The sequence below is a fragment of the Chryseobacterium sp. FG46 genome (assembly GCF_057809135.1).
Genome location: NZ_JBMDJJ010000002.1, coordinates 234,777 through 254,458 on the forward strand (window position 1 = coordinate 234,777; position 19,682 = coordinate 254,458).

The 19,682-nt window shown below is 36.2% G+C and carries 16 protein-coding genes; 13 read left to right on the forward strand and 3 right to left on the reverse strand.

Annotation, left to right across the window (positions count from 1 at the left end; genetic code table 11):
* Positions 1-20: 20 nt before the first annotated feature.
* The 3 genes from ACODR7_RS02515 to ACODR7_RS02525 are packed head-to-tail and all read left to right on the forward strand — an operon-like array spanning position 21 to position 3,799.
* The gene (locus tag ACODR7_RS02515) at positions 21-1,067 is read left to right on the forward strand and encodes an ABC transporter substrate-binding protein (protein ID WP_488837031.1); all 1,047 of its coding nucleotides are present in this window, start codon (positions 21-23) and stop codon (positions 1,065-1,067) included.
* A 43-nt stretch (positions 1,068-1,110) separates the two neighbouring features.
* Positions 1,111-1,755, forward strand: a complete 645-nt coding sequence (gene mtgA / locus ACODR7_RS02520) for a monofunctional biosynthetic peptidoglycan transglycosylase (RefSeq protein ID WP_034699571.1) — start codon at positions 1,111-1,113, stop codon at positions 1,753-1,755.
* Positions 1,756-1,768: 13 nt separating this feature from the next.
* Positions 1,769-3,799: a recombinase gene (locus ACODR7_RS02525; RefSeq protein ID WP_488837034.1), complete on the forward strand. Its 2,031-nt coding sequence runs from the start codon at positions 1,769-1,771 to the stop codon at positions 3,797-3,799.
* A 177-nt stretch (positions 3,800-3,976) separates the two neighbouring features.
* Here the strand turns inward: ACODR7_RS02525 and ACODR7_RS02530 are convergent, their stop codons facing one another.
* The 3 genes from ACODR7_RS02530 to ACODR7_RS02540 all read right to left on the reverse strand — a co-directional run bounded on the left by ACODR7_RS02530 (position 3,977) and on the right by ACODR7_RS02540 (position 6,274).
* Positions 3,977-4,270: a hypothetical protein gene (locus ACODR7_RS02530; protein WP_488837036.1), complete on the reverse strand. Its 294-nt coding sequence runs from the start codon at positions 4,268-4,270 to the stop codon at positions 3,977-3,979.
* Between the two features lie 165 nt (positions 4,271-4,435).
* Complete coding sequence (gene recF, locus ACODR7_RS02535; protein WP_488837038.1) at positions 4,436-5,515, reverse strand: DNA replication/repair protein RecF; 1,080 nt, start codon at positions 5,513-5,515, stop codon at positions 4,436-4,438.
* A gap of 3 nt (positions 5,516-5,518) precedes the next feature.
* Positions 5,519-6,274, reverse strand: a complete 756-nt coding sequence (locus ACODR7_RS02540; RefSeq protein ID WP_488837040.1) for a UbiA prenyltransferase family protein — start codon at positions 6,272-6,274, stop codon at positions 5,519-5,521.
* A gap of 18 nt (positions 6,275-6,292) precedes the next feature.
* On the opposite strand from ACODR7_RS02540, the gene ACODR7_RS02545 reads away from it, so the two are divergent.
* The 10 genes from ACODR7_RS02545 (at position 6,293) to ACODR7_RS02590 (ending at position 19,620) form a co-directional block, all read left to right on the forward strand.
* Positions 6,293-12,208, forward strand: coding sequence for an alpha-2-macroglobulin family protein (locus ACODR7_RS02545; protein ID WP_488837042.1), 5,916 nt, complete (start codon positions 6,293-6,295; stop codon positions 12,206-12,208).
* A 155-nt stretch (positions 12,209-12,363) separates the two neighbouring features.
* A complete protein-coding gene (eco, locus tag ACODR7_RS02550) occupies positions 12,364-12,852 on the forward strand; it encodes a serine protease inhibitor ecotin (protein WP_488837044.1) in 489 nt (162 codons plus the stop codon).
* A gap of 543 nt (positions 12,853-13,395) precedes the next feature.
* Positions 13,396-14,814, forward strand: coding sequence for a TolC family protein (locus tag ACODR7_RS02555; protein ID WP_488837046.1), 1,419 nt, complete (start codon positions 13,396-13,398; stop codon positions 14,812-14,814).
* A gap of 11 nt (positions 14,815-14,825) precedes the next feature.
* A complete protein-coding gene (locus ACODR7_RS02560; RefSeq protein ID WP_076597300.1) occupies positions 14,826-15,782 on the forward strand; it encodes an HlyD family secretion protein in 957 nt (318 codons plus the stop codon).
* Between the two features lie 66 nt (positions 15,783-15,848).
* The gene (locus ACODR7_RS02565) at positions 15,849-17,057 is read left to right on the forward strand and encodes an ABC transporter permease (protein ID WP_488837048.1); all 1,209 of its coding nucleotides are present in this window, start codon (positions 15,849-15,851) and stop codon (positions 17,055-17,057) included.
* Between the two features lie 156 nt (positions 17,058-17,213).
* Positions 17,214-17,669: a DUF1569 domain-containing protein gene (locus ACODR7_RS02570; RefSeq protein ID WP_076597233.1), complete on the forward strand. Its 456-nt coding sequence runs from the start codon at positions 17,214-17,216 to the stop codon at positions 17,667-17,669.
* Between the two features lie 12 nt (positions 17,670-17,681).
* Positions 17,682-18,152, forward strand: coding sequence for a hypothetical protein (locus ACODR7_RS02575; RefSeq protein ID WP_488837049.1), 471 nt, complete (start codon positions 17,682-17,684; stop codon positions 18,150-18,152).
* A gap of 46 nt (positions 18,153-18,198) precedes the next feature.
* Positions 18,199-18,570 carry a VOC family protein gene (locus ACODR7_RS02580; RefSeq protein WP_488837050.1) on the forward strand — a complete coding sequence of 124 codons (372 nt, stop codon included), beginning with the start codon at positions 18,199-18,201 and terminating at the stop codon, positions 18,568-18,570.
* A 16-nt stretch (positions 18,571-18,586) separates the two neighbouring features.
* Positions 18,587-19,135: an SRPBCC family protein gene (locus ACODR7_RS02585; RefSeq protein WP_488837051.1), complete on the forward strand. Its 549-nt coding sequence runs from the start codon at positions 18,587-18,589 to the stop codon at positions 19,133-19,135.
* A 35-nt stretch (positions 19,136-19,170) separates the two neighbouring features.
* Positions 19,171-19,620: a VOC family protein gene (locus tag ACODR7_RS02590; RefSeq protein ID WP_488837053.1), complete on the forward strand. Its 450-nt coding sequence runs from the start codon at positions 19,171-19,173 to the stop codon at positions 19,618-19,620.
* Positions 19,621-19,682 lie beyond the last annotated feature (62 nt).

A 19,682-nucleotide genomic window follows, 5' to 3' on the forward strand; every position in this document is an offset into this window, starting at 1 on the left:
TTTTTTCCGTTCTTTGAAACATGAAACAGAAAATTTTACTTTTATTCACGGTCTTCTCGCTAATTGCCTGTAAAAGAGAATCAAAAATTTCGTCTTCAGACTGGACGAATATCTCAAACCGCACCCAATTTAAGGAACATGATGGTATCCTGGAACTAAAATCGGGGAATTTCACTTATAATTTTAAGAAAAATCAAACGCCTTTCAAGAAAATAATCCTGTTGAATGCAAGTATGGCTGGCTATATTTCGGAGCTTGGAGCAGAAAATGTAATCATAGGAGTTTCCAGTCCGGAGTATATTTATTCGGAAAAAATTCAGAATCTGATTAAAGAAGGAAAAATTCAGAATGTAGGAAGCGAACAGAAATATGATGTGGAAAAAATTATCTCTATGAAACCGGATGCTATTTTTACCAATCATATTGCAAGTTTTGACAATACTTATGAGCTTTTAAAGAATAATGGTATTCAGGTGATATTTCTGGATGAATACATGGAACAGAAACCTTTGGAAAAAACAGCTTATATCAAAATTTTCGGAGAACTTTTAGGAAAAGAAAAAGAAGCAGAAGCTAAATATCAGGAAGTTGAAAAAAGTTACAGAGATCTGAAGCAGCTTGCGTCAAAAGCAAAAGAAAAACCTGTTGTACTTGCCAATGAGATGTATGGAGATGTTTGGTATCTTCCGGGAGGAAATACTTCCGTAGCTCATTATATTTCGGATGCCCATGCCAATTATATCATGAAGGATAATAAAGATGAAAAAGCATTGACAATGAGCTTTGAGGAAGTTTATGCCAAAGCAGGAGGAGTTCAGTACTGGGTAAATGCAGGAAGTCATGCTTCGAAAAAAGAAATGCTGGGCATGAATCCTTTCTATGGGAAGCTGGATGTATTCAATAAAGGGAAAATATATACCATTGCGGGAAAAGAAAAACTGAAAGCCAATGATTTCTTCGAAAGCGGCGTGGTAAGAGCAGATTTGATCCTTAAAGATTACATTAAGATCTTCCATCCGGAACTTTTACCGGATTATCAGCTTACTTATATGAAAGAATTGCAGTAACTCGTACTATTTGCTTATTTTTGTCTTTCCTTTTTATCAAGTTATGTGGAAAAAAATTAAACAGCTTATCTTCATCATTCTTGTTTTGAATGTAGTTTTCATTATCTGGGGTAGATTCTTTAATCCACCCATTACACTTACCCAGATAGGAGGGCTTTTTGAATATGGAAAACTGCATAGAGATTATATTTCCTATGATGAAATGGGAAGTAATGTGAAAAAAGCCGTAATAGCCTCGGAAGATCAGAAATTTTTTGATCATGACGGTTTCGATTATACAGCCATCGAAAAAGCCATGAAATATAATGAGAAAGGCAAAAAAATAAGAGGAGGAAGCACCATTTCCCAGCAAACAGCAAAGAATGTATTTCTATGGCAGGGCAGAAGCTGGGTGAGAAAGGGGCTGGAAGCTGTTTATACTTTCATCATCGAGAAAGTATGGACTAAGGATATTATCCTGGAAAGATACCTGAATTCCATAGAAATGGGACAGGGAGTATTTGGTGTAGAGGCTGCTGCTCAATATTATTTTGGAAAATCATCCAAAGATTTAAGTACCTCAGATGCAGCCTGGATTGCTGCTGTATTGCCTAATCCAAAGAAGTATGATCCTAAAAATCCATCTCCATATCTAAGAAAGAAACATAATTGGATTATGAGACAGATGAGGAATGTGAGTTTGAAATAGTATCTTTGTCCTAATGAAATTCTTTAATTCCAGCACAAATTTTGAGTCAGTTCTTAAAAAATATTTTTCTTTTAAGAACGAAACTCTTTCTTTAGAACCCTTTGCGGAGTTTTTGGAGACTATAAAAGAGGCGGACTTCACAGATGTGCTCAACTTCTTCAGAAGCAATCCTAATTTTGCTGAGAACTTTAAGTATTATATCCATAATATTTTTAGAGGAAGACCTTTCAACCTTTCCCTTACAGAAGCGAATATTCTTTCAGAAAATGCCTTTTTCCCGGAACTTAAGAAAAGAATACTGAACAAGGTTCTTCCACCCGTTGAAAACGAAAATACGGTGTGGTACATGATCGATAACGTCAGTATGAGACCGAAAAAGGATTTGAAATACCTGCATAATCTTCCTGAAAATGAGATTAATGAATTTTTAAACATGTTGGGAGCTTCAGATTTTATTATCCGCCCTAATGTTAAAAAAGAACTTATTTTCTCTATGAACATTCTTTCCTGGAGGGTAACAGGAATGGCGATGGAAGTGGAAGTAGTAAGGATGGCACCTCAATACAGAAATTTAGACAATCCGTTTCTTGCTCTTCAGAATGAGCTGGAAACATTAGCGGATAATCTGGTAAAAGACCCTGAATTACAGCTGCATTCAAAAGACAGCAGATTTAAGCAGATCAAAATCTATGCAGAGCAATGCCAGGAGTTTGTGAGTATTGCTTTTAAAAATTCAGCCAAATATGGTATTTCAGGAAAGATTAATCAATCCCTGTTAAAAATTCGTCAGCAGACGGAAAGAATATATGAAATTGCTCAGTTATTGGTTATTGATACAGATGAAGATGTTCAGATAAAGTCTAAACAGTTGATTTTTAATATTCTGAATTATAAGTCTCACAAAAATAATATCTCAGACCTGATTAATGACAGCACGCGGCTGATTTCTCACCTTATTACCAATCACACTGCAGAAACTGGTACTCATTATATTACCTCTACCCGTAAGGAATATATGACCATGTTCTACAAAGCGAGCGGCGGTGGAATTATTGTAGGAGCACTTTGTGTTTTGAAAATGCTTTACGGATATATTCCCGGAAGTGATTTTTCACATGCCTTTTTGTATTCCATGAATTATGCAATGGGATTTGTGATGATTTATCTGATGGGCTTTACCCTTGCTACAAAACAGCCTGCAATGACAGCTGCTACGATGACAAAAGTATTATCCGAAGAAGGCAATGCCCAAAGAAACAACACGGAATTCGCCCATTTGGTCTCCAAATTATTCAGAAGTCAGTTTATTGCCTTTGTAGGGAATGTGTTGCTCGCTTTTCCGGTGGCTCTTGCCATTATTTACGGATTGGATGTGTTTTTCTCACAAAATCTTGCTGTAGAACGTTCTGATAAATTGTTAAAAGATCTTGATCCTTTTAAATCAAAAGCCATTCTTCACGCAAGTATTGCTGGATTCTACCTTTTTATTTCCGGGATCATTTCCGGGAATATCGGGAATAACTCTGTGTTTTATCAGATTCCGGAAAGAATTGCCAAAAACCTTTCCATCAGAAGCTTTTTCGGAAAGAAATTCGCAAAAGGGCTTTCGAAATATTATGCTAAAAACTGGCCGGGAATCATTTCCAATTTCTGGTTTGGTGTTTTTCTTGGAGCAACAGCACCTGTTGGAATGTTCTTCGGGCTGGATCTGGATATCAGACACATTACTTTCGCAGCCGGTAACTTTGCCTTAGGATTGTATGGAAAAGATTTTTCTGTAGATTCTTATACATTCTGGATGTCTTTTGTTACAGTATTTCTGATTGGTTTCTTCAACTTCCTGGTAAGTTTTAGTTTGTCGATGTTCCTGGCATTTAGGTCAAGAAAAATGAATTTCGGACAGGTAAGTGAAATCTATAAAGAGATTTTCAGATATTTTACGAAACATCCGCTGAAATTTTTCCTGCCATTACAATCCGGACTGGATAAAAAAGCAGATGATCTGATGAGCAGTACGATTTCCAATAAATCAGAAGAAGATTAATAGTATTTAAAATAGAAAATGCTACCCTCTTAAAAGTGTGATTCTGAACGAAATGAAATGTAATGAAGAACATCATGTTTCTGGGTATCAATAAGATTATTCCTTTGTCAGAATGACAAAAGCTATATTATTTGACTTTTGAGACAGCCGCATTTTTCTATAGGTATAACTTTAGTCTTACAATATTTGAAGGTCTTTAAATTTATCCGCTCCGAACTTATCCTGAAACTTCTTGAGATAGAAGCTCTTTCGCATCTTAAAATCATGTTTCAATAAAGGAGAATCAATTTTGATTACGATACATTCATTTTCTATATTGACACTTCTGATTTCTTTGAAAAGGCTTTCATCAAGATATTCTTCAAGGAAGTCTTTGATATCAAAAGCAACAAGTTTATGTTCAAAACCATAAATCCTGGCAAAAGATTTTACCAGCTCAGAGGATTGATATTCACGTTTTTTCTTCTTCATAGTTTTAGTGCGGTTTTCATAGTCGTGATTCGGGTTTTTGAGTTATGTGACTCGGAATATGTCTCGAATGATAAGTTAAGATAAAAAAATCTATAATTTGGAGAATCAGATTTAAATATTTTATGTTTTTTAATTATAAATTTTGGTTTCAGAACCTCTTGATGGTTAAACCTCAAAAATTATACTCTCTTCATTGATTTTCTTTACCACATTTTCTGTACGTTCTCTATGAGTATCGGTAATGAAGATCTGTCCGAAATTTTCACGGTTAACCAGTTCAATCAATTGTGAAACCCTGGTATCATCAAGCTTATCAAAAATATCATCAAGCAAAAGGATAGGAGTCTTTTTTGTAAGCTCTTTTACAAGGCTCATCTGAGCCAGTTTTAAAGAGATCAGGAAAGATTTCTGCTGTCCCTGAGAACCGATTTTCTTGATTAATACATGATCCATTTCAAAAAGAAGATCATCTTTATGAATTCCTTTCGAAGTATAAGTAAGCATACGATCTCTTTCAAGACTTTCCTTTAAAAGATTTTCAAAAGAATCCTCCAGCAGATGTGATTCGTAAATAACAGATACTGTTTCTTTTCCACCGGAAATAATCTGATAGAAATTCTGAACAATAGGATTGAGCTGTTCTACAAAATCTTTTCTTTTCTTAAATATTTTTGTTCCAAATCTGGTGATCGGTTCATCATAGATTTCTAATGAATCTTTGTCCCATGTTCTGTTTTTGGCAAAATATTTCAGTAAGGCATTTCGCTGCTGAATCGTTTTCTGATACTGAATAAGATCAAAAAGATATTCTGAATCCGTTTGAGAAATCATAGCATCCAGAAACCTACGCCTGCTTTCCCCGGAATCCGAAATAAGATTGGAATCATAGGGAGAAATCATAACACTTGGCAAATACCCGATATGATCTGCAAGCCTGTCATAGCTTTTATCATTCTTTTTGATGACCTTTTTAGCTTCCTTAGGCTGAGTGATTCTGATGATATCTTCATTGTCTTCATTCTGAATTTCAGCATCAATGGTAAAAAAGTCTTCCTCTTGTTTAATATTGTTGAGGTCAGTATTTCCTAAAAAGCTTTTTCCTACGGATAAATAATGCAGGGCATCCAGAATATTGGTCTTTCCCATACCGTTATTTCCCACAAAACAGTTGATTTGCGGGGAAAATTCAAATTTTTTCTCAGAGTGGTTTTTGAAATTGTAGAGGGAAAGCTTCTTGATAATCATTCGTCAAAAATACTCCATTATTACTAAAAATAAAAAGGGAAGTGCGGAACAAGTTTCCACTCCGAATGAGAAATAAGCATCATCTCTTTTATTATCAGAGAAATAGATGAGAATATAAGTTACAATGCTTGCCATAAAAAATGCGAGGGCATACTGAAATTCAAGATAGAAGATTCCAATGATAGTGCTGATGAAGACAAGGGTGTAGGCAATGTATTTGGTGTTATCAATACCTATCAGCATAGGAAAGGTTTTTACCGTATCACTGTTCATATCCCTGATGTCAAAGGGAAGCACTAGAGCCGTAATAAAGAAAAAACTGATCAGAAAAATAGGCATACTGAATTCAGGAAGGGTAAGCCAGCAGTTGACCAATGCCCATACTAATCCTACGTAGAATACCTTCAGTAAAGGGATTTTCCGGATATAAACATCAAGAAAAAAACTATTGTAAAGTAATCCAAGTACTACAATAATAAACCATTTTAAAAGTCTTATTTCATTATGATTATGAATGATTAAGAAAGCGCAGACAATTCCTGCAATGGCATTCATGATCACTATTTTGAAAAAGTGTTTGGTGTATTGGTATTTAGTATACAGATAACCACTGAAATAAGTAATGAAAATTAATGCAAAGGTAGGGAAACGGAATGTGTTTTGCTCTTTCATGAAAAATACTGCAAAAAGAGTTCCCATAAGGGAGACATAAAGCTGACTGTCTATGACGGTTTTTTTCAGTATTTTTAAAATGTTCATTTATCAAAATTAATATATATGAAAAGATTTTCCAAGATTTTTCTGCTTTTGCTTATAATGCTGGGCTTTTCAACGGTATCCGCACAGAAATATTACGATACCCAATGGAAAAAAGTGGCTGAAAACAGTACAAAAGGAGCTTATAAATCTAATCTTCCCATTATTTTAGACATACAAAAACAAGCCATGAAAGAAAATAATGCCTTCGAGCTGATCCGTTCTCTGAAAGCGGAATTCAGTATTGTGAACCAGACAGTGGACGATGATCAGAATGATGCCGCTTCCCAGTTTTTCAAAAAACTTAAAAATGCAGAAGGTAAAATAAACGGAGAGGGAAAACTTATATTTAAAGTTCTGCTTAATGGTTTTTTCATGGATTATTACAACCAGAATGCATGGAAAATAAACGGAAGAACCAATATCAATTCGCAGGACGTTTCACAGATTGAAACCTGGAGTAAGCTGGATTTTAAAAATTATCTGACTAAAAATTATCAGGAACTTGATCAGGAGAAGCCTGAAATGAAAAAGATTTCCCTGGAAAAGTATAAGAATATCTTTTCAGAAGCTGGAGATATCACTTATTTCCCGACATTATCAGATTGGTATGGCGTAAAGAAAATAGGATTTTTATCTGAAAACAATATTTTCACCAAAAATGAACTGGCTGCCAACCGTACAACAATCAATGCAATTTATGATGAACTGATCGGGCAGAATACAGGAAATTCCAGGCTGTATTTCATGAGAGAAAAGATCACGGAAAACTGTAACTTCAATCATTGTAAGGATAAACTTCAGCAGCTTCAGAATCTTTTGAAATCTAATGTAGAAGGAGATTATAAAGTAATGATCATGGGAGATGTCATGGATGAGCTTACTAATCAGAAGAAGCCTAAAGAAGCTCTTGCATTAGTTGCACAAGCCAAAAGTGAATATCCAAAATCTCTTTTTCTGGAGAATATAAAAAGCAAAGAAGCCCAGATTGTCAATCCATATCTGAATTTAAAATATGAATCTCAGACTCAGAATAATCTGCCCATTCATTTTGTTGCACAATATAAGAATGTATCAGAATTTACCCTGAATATTTATGAAGTAAAAGATGATTTTACATCACTGCTTCAATACGTTCAGAACTCTTATTCCAATACTTTCGGAAATCTAAAAAAGAATCTGGTAAGAAAGGAAAAATTCCAGCTTCCGGATCCCAAAGATTATCAGAGCCATACAAGTTCTCTGGAAGTGAAGCCACTTCCTTCAGGAGTATATGTGGCAGAATTTACCGTTGCAGGAGCAGACGTAAAGGATACAGACTCCAGACAGAATTTTTACTTTCTGGTTTCCGGGAACAGAATAATTTATCAGACCAAAACAGACAGAAAGCCTCTTTCTGACGAGCTGAAATTGGTTAATAGTGAGAATGGTAAGCCTTTAGCCAATGAAGATCTTCGATTTTATGAATTTGTTTCCAATAAAACATTAAATAAAATTGAAGGAACAACCAATGCCAGCGGAGTATTTACGTTCCCTGCTACAAATAGCAAAGAATATTACAGAACATTCCTGATCCAGCAGCCTAAAACAAATGATTTCCAGATCATGCAGGTGTACGGAAACAGAGGCTATGCTGATGATTATAATCCAAATAAACAAACGCGTTCTACGGCTCAGATTTTCATAGACAGAGGAATCTACCGTCCCGGACAGACTGTTTATTTCAAGGTTATTAATACAAGAATCGATAAGGAAGTTGAAGGAGTTCTTTCTGGATTAAAACAAAAAATAACTTTATTAAATACGAATAGTGAAGAGGTTTCTTCCCAGGATTTTACTACCAATGAATTCGGTTCTTATCATGGAAGCTTCATTCTTCCAAAAGGAAAAATTAACGGGAACTTTTATCTGAGAATAGACGGAGAAAGCCAGGGATATAAAAATTTCAGAGTAGAAGAATACAAAAGACCTAAGTTTGAAGTCACCTTTGATCCTGTAAAAGAGGAGTACAAATACGGTCAGACTATAGAACTGAAAGGAAAAGCTGTTATGTTCTCCGGTGTTCCATTGAACAATAGCACAGTGAACTATGAAATCAAAAAACAGAATATCAGATGGAGATATTTCAGCTGGTATCCGCAGAATGATGATAATGAAAATTCAATTCTTGGCGAAGCAAAAACCAACGAGAAAGGAGAATTCTCAATTCGTTTAGAACTTAAAAAAGATGAAAAGCTGGAAGGCATACAGATTGATAATTATGCCATCAATGCCTCTGTGACAGACATCAATGGTGAAACGCAGACAGCGGATACCCAATTGAAAGTAGCGTCAGTTTCTCATTACATTCAGGCAGAAAATATCAGCAATATTTTTACTGATGAAAACGTGAAACTGAAGGTGGAAACCAAAAATTATAATGATCAGAATCTTAAAAAGCCTTATCAGGTTAAACTATCCAAACTGAAGGCTCCGGATAGAATTTTCAGAGATAATTTCAAATCTGATGTTCAGAACCTGCCGAAATATTCAAAAGAAGAATTTATCAGCAAATTCCCACATGATCTTTTTGATAAAAATGACGAGATTAAAAACTGGAAAACTGAGAAAGTATTAGTTGAAAGACAACAGCAGCCATCCGCTGACAATGCTCAGCTTTCAACCAACCTTGATTTAGGAAAACTGGAAACAGGAGATTATGAACTTGAACTTTTCAATAGGGAAGGAAAAGATACCATCAAAACTTTACAGTATTTCAGTGTTTGGGATAAAGCCTCTTTAAAACCCAATCAAAAAACATTCCTTACAGTGATCGCTCCCAAAGAAGAATTATCAAGAGGAGAAAAAGCAAAAGTGTATGTTTACTCAGCAGTTCCTGATGCATTGGTGAATGTTTTTGTTCAGGACGGCTCCGGAAAAACGGTTTCAGAAGTTCGTCAGATGAAAAACGGAATATTAGAATATACGGCTGAAATTCCTAAAGATAAAAGTGTTTCAGAGCTGAATCTTCAGTTTCAGCTGGTGGCATTTAATGATGTGAATACAGAATCTGTTTCTTTAAAAATAAAAGACACAGAAAAACCTTTAAAAATTGAAACCGTAACCTTCAGAGATAAGTTGGAGCCGAATGCTAAAGAAAAATGGACGGTGAAAGTAACCGGAAATGATAAAGAAAAGATCAATGCAGAGGTATTGGCGAATATGTATGATATGTCTCTGGATCAGTTTGCAGCAAACACCTACAGCTGGAGAAAACTGTATACTCCATTTGTAATGGTGACTTCTTATGGAATCAGAAATTACCTGCAACAGCAAAACTATCAGAAGAGATTGAGATATTTCGAAGATAGATATATAAATATTCCTCAGTTTAACTGGTTTGATGGAAATTATTATTCAATTTCAAGGGAAACCATTGTAGGATTTAGCAATCAGGAAGGAGTGAAAGCTCCGGCTTATGCACCGCCGCCATCACCTATTGCAGGGGCGAAATTTAAAACTGCCAGAGCTGCAGTTGCAGAAGATAGATTTGAAGTTGTTCAAAATGTAGTTCCTGAACCTTCAAAAGCTCCGAAGGTGGATGCGGAAAAAGCTGCTGCAAATGAGGAAGTATTGGAAAAAGTAGCTGTACGTAAGAATCTGAACGAAACCGCCTTCTTCTATCCGGATCTGAAAACCGATGCCGAAGGAAATGTAAGTTTTGAATTCACTTCTCCGGAAGCACTTACAAAATGGAAACTGATGTTCCTTGCCCACACCAAAGATGCAAGAGCAGCTACGTTGGAAAAAGAAGTGGTAACGCAGAAAGAATTCTCCGTAACGCCTAACTATCCGAGATTCCTGAGAGAAGGAGATGAACTCAACCTGCAGTCGAAACTATCCAACCTTACCGATAAAAAACTGAATGGTTCTGCCGAATTACAGATTCTGGATGCCTTTACCAATGAAAATATTTCTTCGAAATTCGGAATCCCTTCAGGAGTACAAAATTTTAACCTGAATGAAAACGGAAGCAGCGCACTGACATGGAAATTGAAAGCTCCGGACAATGTTTCTTCGATCATTTTTAAAGTGGTGGCCAAAGCAGGAGCTTATTCTGACGGGGAACAACAGGCGGTGGCCGTATTACCCAACAGAATGCTTGTGACTGATGCCGTTCCCGTTTTTGTGAAAGAAGGCGAAACCAAGACATTTGTACTGGATAACCTTAAAAATAATACATCCACAACAGCTTCTAATGTTTCGAATACATTAGAACTGACAACCAATCCGATCTGGGAGATCATGTTTGCCCTTCCAAGCCTTAAAAATGATCAGAATAATTCTGCCGATGTAATCTTTAATAAATGGTTTGCTGATGTTTTAGCTTCAGAAATATTCAAAGCCAATCCGAAAATGAAAACGGTTTTTGAAGAGTATCATAACAAAGGATTATTACATTCAAACCTTGAAAAAAATCAGGAACTGAAACAGCTGTTGCTGGAAGAAACGCCTTGGGTACTGGAAAGTAAAAATGAAGGAGAACAGATGCAGAAGCTGGCATTATTATTTGATGTCAATACAATGAAAAATTCTATCAATCAGGATTGGGATGATTTCAAAAAGCTGCAAAACCCTGACGGTGGATTCTCATGGTATCCCGGTTACCCAAGTTCTTACGGAACATCATTGTATATCCTTAAAAACTTAGGAAAAATCAATTCCTGGTTAAAAGATAATGTGAAAGACTATCAAAGTGCAGATCAAAAAGTGCTTGTAGCTCAATTGATTCAGTATGTAGACAATGAGGTTGCCAAATATTATGATGTGAAAAAAGACAATGTCTGGAACAACTGGGCAATGGATTATCTGGATACCAGAAACTATTGGGAACAGCAATATCCATTGAAAGGAAAAGGTGCAACTCTGAAAACATTAGTAAAACAAAAGGCAAAAACAGCGAAAATCACCGATTTTACATTCTTCGGACTTCACCGCGCCGCATTATTAATGAACGATTATGGTCTGAAAGATGTTTCTACAAAGTTGATGACCTACCTTAAAGAAACTTCTACAGATACCAAAACACAAGGGGTCTACTGGAAACAAAATCTGAATGACTGGGGATGGTTTGGCTCAAAAGTGGTTAACCATGCCGGAGCACTGGAAGCTTTCAATACATTACAGTCTAATGATCAAAACTTTATTGAAGACATGAAAATCTGGCTGGTAACCCAAAAAGAAGTGAACTCGTGGGGAAGCTCAAGAGGAACTGCTGAGGTGATCTTTACCATTTTGAATTCAGGAAAATCCTGGACCGGAGCAGAAAGTGATAAAGCTACCATTGTTTGGGGTGGAAAAGAAGTCGCACCGCAGACGCAGGCAACAGGCTATGTAAAATCAACTATGAAACCAGAGACCGTAGATAAAAACTTAGCCACTGTAACCGTTACAAAACCCGGCCCGGGAATTGTTCAGGGAGGATTGTTCTGGCAGTATTACGAAGATATCGATAAAATAAAATCTTCTGAAAGCTATATTTCTGTAACGAAAGAGCTGTATAAAAAAGTGAAAACCGTAAACGGTGAAGAGCTGCAGAAAATTTCAACTGAAACACCGTTGAAAGTTGGAGATAAAATTACCGTTAGAATGATTCTGAACACAGACAGAGCGATGGAGTTTATTCATATCAAAGATATGCGTGCAGCAGGATTTGAGCCTGTAGATGTATTATCCGGGTATCAGTGGAAAAATAATCTGGGATACTATCAGTCTGCCAAAGATGCTTCTACCAATTTCTACATTCAGTATATGCCAAAAGGAAAATATGTATTTGAGTATGATGTAGTAGCCAATGCATCCGGTAAATTCTCCAATGGAATTACAACCATGCAGAATTATTATGCACCACAGATGAATGCTCACACAAAGGGAAGTAATGTGACAATTTCAGAGTAATGGATATACAACAAAAAACTGTAGTAACTTTTACTGCAGTTTTTTGTTTCCGGATTTTCAGTAAAAATAGAATTAATTCTAAAATTCAAACATTCGTTTAATTGTGGAATAGTTTTTGGAATTAAGATAGTAGCAATTAAAAAAATTATTAAAAGATGAAATTTTATAAAACTTTAATCACAGGATTAGTATTAATGGCTGGAATAAATGCTTTCGCACAAAAGAAAGCAGAAAAGTTTGAAAAACTACAAATTGAGATGTTCCCAAAAGCAAAAGAAGGATATAAACAAGTATATATTCAGCTTCCCGTAGCAAAAAATGAAAACGACTTAAAAGTTGAGCTTTTTGTGGGGGCTGAAAAAATGTTAGACTGTAACAACTATTTCTTAATGGGAGAAATGAAAACCCAGGATCTTCAGGGATGGGGATACAACTATTATGAAGTAGAATCTAACGGGGAAACAGCAGGAACACTGATGGGCTGTCTGGATAAAAAACCGACTAAAAAATTCGTCACGCTAAAACCTGAAATCGTAAGATACAACAGTAAACTTCCATTGGTATTCTATGTACCGAAAGATATCGAAGTTCGTTACAGAATTCTACGTCCTGATGCTGCTATGAAAAAAGCAGTTCAAAAATAAATCAGCTTATTATAATGATACAGAAAACTCCTCACAGCATGTGGGGAGTTTTCATTTTTTCAGGGTAAAATAATTCGTCATGTCTTTGCTAAGTGAAACGCCCCAGCGAACGAATTCAAAGCTATCAACAATGCTTTTGCGAACACTGCGTTATACTTTAGGTTTCGGCTAAAGCCAATTGAAATTTAATTTTTTTCAAACGGACTAAAGTCCGTTCCTATTGAATATGATCCCTCCACTCCGTTTGTTGCTCCACTGGAATCATCTTCCAATATTCAAACTTAGTTTTTCAAATAAAACATTGCTTTATCCTCTTTTTTTTCTAAGAAATATGCGGTGGAAAACTGTATGAGAAAAGTAGAGTTAAATATTTTTTCAAAGTTTTTTAGCTTTTAATTAACATTTAAACGCTTTGTTCAAAACTTTATTTTGCAGGGCTTTAAAATTAAACATATTTTAAACTTAGTTTAAATTCACTGTATTGTAGAATTATCTTTAAAGATTTTAACAATTTTTGCATTATATTTGTTGTAAACATAAACCATGAAAAACAATTTATTGATTTTTACGTTTAGTTTTTTTGCTTTCCCCGCTTTTGGCTGGGCACAGTCTGCGCCGGATTTTAAAGAACTTCTGGATAGTGCTATGGTTCGGGACTCGAACCTTAAAATGCAGATTACCCAAAACAAACTTACCGATCTTGATGAACATAAACTGAAAGATATCTTTCTTCCAACCCTGGAATTGAGTGGTCAGGCAGGTTATCTCAACGGAACAGCAAGACTGACGTCACCCGAATTTAATCTTGCTCCCTTCATCAATATTCCTGAAGGGACTTTCAATAATAACTTCAATGTATCGGGTTTTTCCGGTATTGCCAAGGCAGATGCCAAAATGCTTCTGTATTCAGGAGGAAAGGTGAAATACATGAAAAAAGCCGTGGAGGAAAAGAAAAAGTCTGAAGATATCCTTCTGGAGAAAACAAAAGATGATGTGATTGCTACTCTTTCTAAAGCATATGACCAGCTAGCTCTCATTCATCAGTCTAAAAAGGTTCTCGATGAAAGTAAAAAAAGATTGGATATCAACAGAAAGACAGCCGATAAAGCCCTTGGTTATGGTTTGATAACACCTTATGATCATAAGAAAATTGAGCTGGCCCAGGCTACTTTAGATGCCAAAATGGTAGAATATGAAGGGAAAAAAGAATTGCTTCTTACCCAGCTTTATATTTTAACCGGAATCAACAGAGAAAGGCTCAGAATGATTGATCCTGTATTATCTCCGGTGGAATTGCTGGCTGCAGAAAAAGGGATAGAGCAAAGAGCTGAAATTCGTGCTCTGGAACATGGAATCAGTGCTGCAGACTATAAAATAAAAGCAGAAAGAACATGGATGATTCCTAAAGTACAGCTGATGGCTTCTGCCTATTATTTCGGATTGTACGGAAACAGGATAAAATCCTCAGAAAATGTTATTCCAGCCGTTCCCATTCTTGGATATGAAGGGAAAAAACTGGATTGGAGACCCAATAATATCAATGTATTTCCATTGATTACTGCAGGGGTTGGTTTTAAATGGGAAATTTTTGACGGGAAAGAAGGAAAACATGCAGAAGAAACCGCCAAAGTAGGAAAAGAAGTATTACAGAATCAGAAAGAAGATGCTCTGAAAAAACTGACATTGAATCTTGCCAATAATCAAACCAATTATGATATCGCTTCGGCACAGATTACACTGAAAGCTAAGGAGAAAGAGCTGGCAAAAAATGCACTCGTGCAGGCAGAAAAAGAATTCAGATACGGAATGAGCAAATCTTCACAGCTTATAGATGCCGAAAATGATCTTGAAGTTGCAGAACTGGAATATCAGAATGCCATTTTCAACCAGAGAAGAGCGGGAATAGAACTGATGAGATCTACCCAGGAACTGGATATCACCAAATTTTATTTAATCCCTTAAAAATTTAAATGATGCATAAAAATATATCTATACTCTTCGCTGCTCTGTTTTTATTGGGGAGCTGTGACAAAAAGAATGAAAAAATCAAAGAACCGGAAGGGAAAACCAAAAAGGATGTGATCTCTTTTGCCCCTAAAGTTACCGGAAGGATTCTGAAAATATATGTTTCTGAAGGTCAGACCGTAAAAAAAGGAGATACGCTTGCTCAGCTTGATGTTCCGGAAGTTTCTGCAAAAATTGCACAGGCACAAGGTGCAGTAAGCGCTGCGACGGCTCAGGAACAAATGGCCAAAAACGGAGCAACTGCCGATCAGATGAGGCAGCTTCAGGCCAAATATAAAGGACTCAAGGAGCAGTATGAATTTGCTCAGAAATCTTATAAAAGAGCCAATAATATGTTCCGCGACAGCTTAATGTCTCCACAGGCTCATGACGAAATTTACGCAAAATTACAAGGCGCAAAAGCTCAATACGATGCTGTAGTTGCAGAACTGGATGATGTAAAAAGAGGAACCCGTTTCGAAAAAGTGGAAATGGCAGCAGGGCAGGCTTCACAGGCCAAAGGAGCTTTGCAGGAAGCTAATGTAGCGTATTCCGAAAGATACATTATTGCCACCAATGATATGGAGATTGAAACCATCAGTTTAAACACCGGCGAGCTTGCAACTGCTGGTTTTGCACTGTTCAACGGGTATATTCCGGAAAGTACTTATTTCAGATTTACCATTCCTGAAAGCGCTATTTCAAAATACAAAAAAGGGCAGGAGGTCACCATGCAGGTAGTTTACAACAAAGAAAACCTGACAGGAACTATCGTGTATATCAAACAGCTGACAAAATATGCGGATATCACTACAGCTTACCCTGACTATCAGTTACAGGATGCGATCTACGAGATCAAAGTAAAACCCAAAGACATGAATAAGGCTAAAAGTATTTTAGTCAATGCCAATGTAATCCTGAAATAAATTGAAAAGAACAGATGAAGCTTCTATAGAGTTTCATTTTGTTCTTCCACCTATAAAAATATACAGATGAAAGAATTTTTCCGTCTTTTGAAACGTGAGTTCAAACTTTTTATCGGCAATTCTACCTTAAGGACGGTGTTCTTTTTGGCACCGGTTTTCTATGCAACGTTGCTGGGGTTTGTCTATAAAAGCGGAAAAGTTGAAAATACTCCAGTTCTTGTTATCGACAGGGATAATACACCTTTATCCAATCAATTGACAGAAATGCTGGATGATAATAAAAGCATCAAAATTATCAGATACGTCCAAGAACCTCTCAGTATCAAGGATGAGGTGATCAGACATGAGGCTGCTGCTGTAGTCATTATTCCCTCAAGATTTGAAGGAGATATGCTGCAGAAAAAATATCCTGAATTGAATGTGTATATCAATACAGGAAATGTTTTAACGGCCAATTTTGCTTCCAAGGCACTTCAGCTTACCATTGGGACATTTTCTGCGGGAGCTTCCATCAAAGCCCTTCAGAAAGCTGGAATGCCTGCTGCAAAAGCAGCTACACAATATGAACCTTTCAAAGCCAATTATATAACGCTATTCAATACTACCGGAAATTATCTCATTTTCATGTGGCCGGCGATGCTGGCTGTGGTATTACAACAGGTAATTTTATTGGCAATGGCGGTAAGTTTTGCTGCCGAATTTGAAAGAGGATCTTTTGTAAAAGAATATCTCAAAATGAAAAGATGGGCTTTCCCAACTATGCTTATTAAAGTCATTCCGATCTGGGTGTTTTCTATTCTTATTGTAGGTATTTATTACTTTATGCATATGATCTTCAGGGTTCCGATGCCGGAAGGAATTTTTAATTTTATTCTTTTGACTGCCGTTTTTGTAGGATCAGTTTCATTTTTGGGCGTATTTATCAGTATTCTGATTCCGGATGCTTTGAAGGCAACACAGATTCTTATGGTTATTGCTTCACCAGCTTTCATCATCAGTGGTTTTACATGGCCTTTGAGTGCAATGCCTGCTTTCGTTCAGTTTATCGCGAATATCATTCCGTTAACTCCCTTTTTACAGGCTTTCAAAATTTTATTGATTCAAAAAGGTTCAGTAGAACTTACATTTCCTTACCTGAAACACTTAAGCATCCTCTTAGTAATATATGCTATTATCGGATGGATTGCTTTAAAAATCAAACTCTGGTTTATTTTCAAAAAATCTGCACCACAGGAAACTGCGTTGGAGAATACTTCTCAGGAAGAGATTGAATAGTTTTTGGCTGCTGGCTGCTTATTATTTAGCTACCGGCCTCCGTAATACGTAAACCTACAACCCGAATCCCTGAACTCGCAGCTTTCAATTTTTTCAGCCAACAATACAATCAAACAAAAAAACTGATATATTTGTCCATAGTAAAATAGAAATTATATGGAAAATGTATTTGATGCAAAAGATGCTCAAAACTATATTGATAGAATAAATAAGTTAGTGGAAGATACCCATGGTTTGTGGGGGAAAATGACAGTAGACCAGATGCTGGCGCACTGTTGTATTACCTATGAAATGATCTACGAGCCGGAAAAACACAAAAAGCCCGGAGCTATTGCAAAATTTATACTAAAAACTTTCGTAAAACCTAAAGTAGTGGGCGAAAAAGCATATCCAAAAGATTCTCCTACCGCTCCACAATTTTTGATTACAACCAGAAAGAATTTTCATGAAGAAAAGACAAGACTGATCGGGTTTATTCAAAAGACACAGCAGTTGGGTGCAGATGCGTTCGATGGTAAAGAATCTTTTTCTTTTGGTAAATTAAATGCTCAGGAGTGGAATAATATGTTTGCCAAGCACCTGAACCATCACCTGGCACAATTTGGCGTCTAAAAATCACACAATATGAAGAAAATTTTATTGCTTCTCATTCTGACTGCCAATTTTGTATTGGGTCAGATGCCGGATATTTCCAATACATGGCTGAACAATAGTAAACCTTACATAGGAACTATTGGAAACAAAGGCCAGGAACTGAAACTGAAAATCAATATTTCTGAACAGAATAAAAAGAATGATCAGGAATATTTTGTTTCAGGATACTCTCTTGTGGATACCAATTATGCAAAATTTGAAGGAAAAATTACCATTTCGAAATATAAAGATTCCAGAAAACAGGGAACAGTATACGGAGAATATGAGCTTGCAGAAGAGAATAAAGGAAAACATTCCGGAATTTTTAAAGGAAAGTTTATCTATCACTTTAGCTGGAACAGGAAAACAGAGAAAATTGAAGAGCAGCACATTGAACTTACAGGTGATTGGAAAAGTTATGACGGAACCCTTGAATTTAAGACCTATCTGAAAAATCAGTAACACGAACTCATACTCAAAAATACCTAAATAAAAACCCACTACTATTATGAAACTAGGTGCATTTTCAATTAGTTTAAGCGTAAAAGATCTTCAGAAATCCAGAGACTTTTATGAGAAGCTTGGATTTACAACCATGGCGGGAACAGAAGCACAAAACTATCTGATCATGAAAAACGGTTCTACACTGATAGGCCTTTTTCAGGCGATGTTTGATGGAAATATGCTTACCTTTAATCCCGGATGGGACGAAAATGCACAGAATCTTGAATCTTTTGATGATGTGCGTGAAATCCAGAAAAGATTAAAAGAAAGTGGAGTAGAAATCGGAAAAGAAGCTGATGAAACCACCTCCGGACCGGAACATATTTATCTTAAAGACCCTGATGGAAATATGATTCTTATAGATCAGCACAGATAATAATGAAAACACACGTATGATGAGAATATTTAGAAGAACTATTTTGATTTTAACCACACTACTAATCATTTTATTAGTTGGGGCTGCTTTTATTTCAGAAGACTGTAAATATGAAAAGTCGATTTCTATCAACGTACCGGTAGAAAAAGTATGGCAAAATACCAATACCCTCAAAGCAATGGATCAATGGAGTCCATGGAATGATCTTGATGCGGATATGAAAAAGGACTGGACAGGAATAAATGGACAGCCTGGAGAAAAAGTTTGCTGGGACAGTAAAAATAAAAATGCAGGAAAAGGCTGTCAGGAATTGAAAAAAGTAGATGAAGCATGTAAAAGAATCGATACGGAAATCAAATTTCTTACGCCATACGAAAGTGAAGCAAATTCTTATGTAATACTAGTTCCGGAAGGAAACGGAACAAAGGCAACATGGGGATTTACCTCAGAGATACCTTATCCGTTTACCTTGATAAAGCTGTTTATGAATATGGAGAATGCTATTGGAAAAGATTACCAGAAAGGGCTTTCAAGATTAAAAGCATTATCTGAAAAACCACAATAAAAAAGCTAAACTTAAAAAAACAAAACAATACAATTATGGCAACAGTAAACGTTTACCTGACATTCAACGGAAACTGCAGAGAAGCATTTGACTTTTATAAATCTGTTTTCGGAGGAGAATATCCTTATATCGGAACATTTGGCGAAATGCCTCCAATGGAAGGAAAAGAAACCTCTGAAGAAGACAAAAACAAAATCATGCACGTTTCTCTTCCGATCTCTAAAGAAACGATTTTGATGGGAAGCGATACAGGAGGAGAATGGTCTTCCAACTTCAAGGCAGGAAACAACTTCTCAATTTCTGTGAACGCTGAATCTAAAGAAGAAGCGGACAAATTATTCGGTGGTCTTTCTGCAGGAGGACAGGTAACAATGCCTATGGAAGATACTTTCTGGGGAGCTTATTTCGGAATGTTTAGTGATAAGTTCGGAATCAATTGGATGGTAAATTATGATGATCCTGCTAAAATGCAGCAGCACCCATAAAATTGATCTTCGTATTCAAAATATTGAAAAAACCGACAGGCCCTGTCGGTTTTTTATTTATT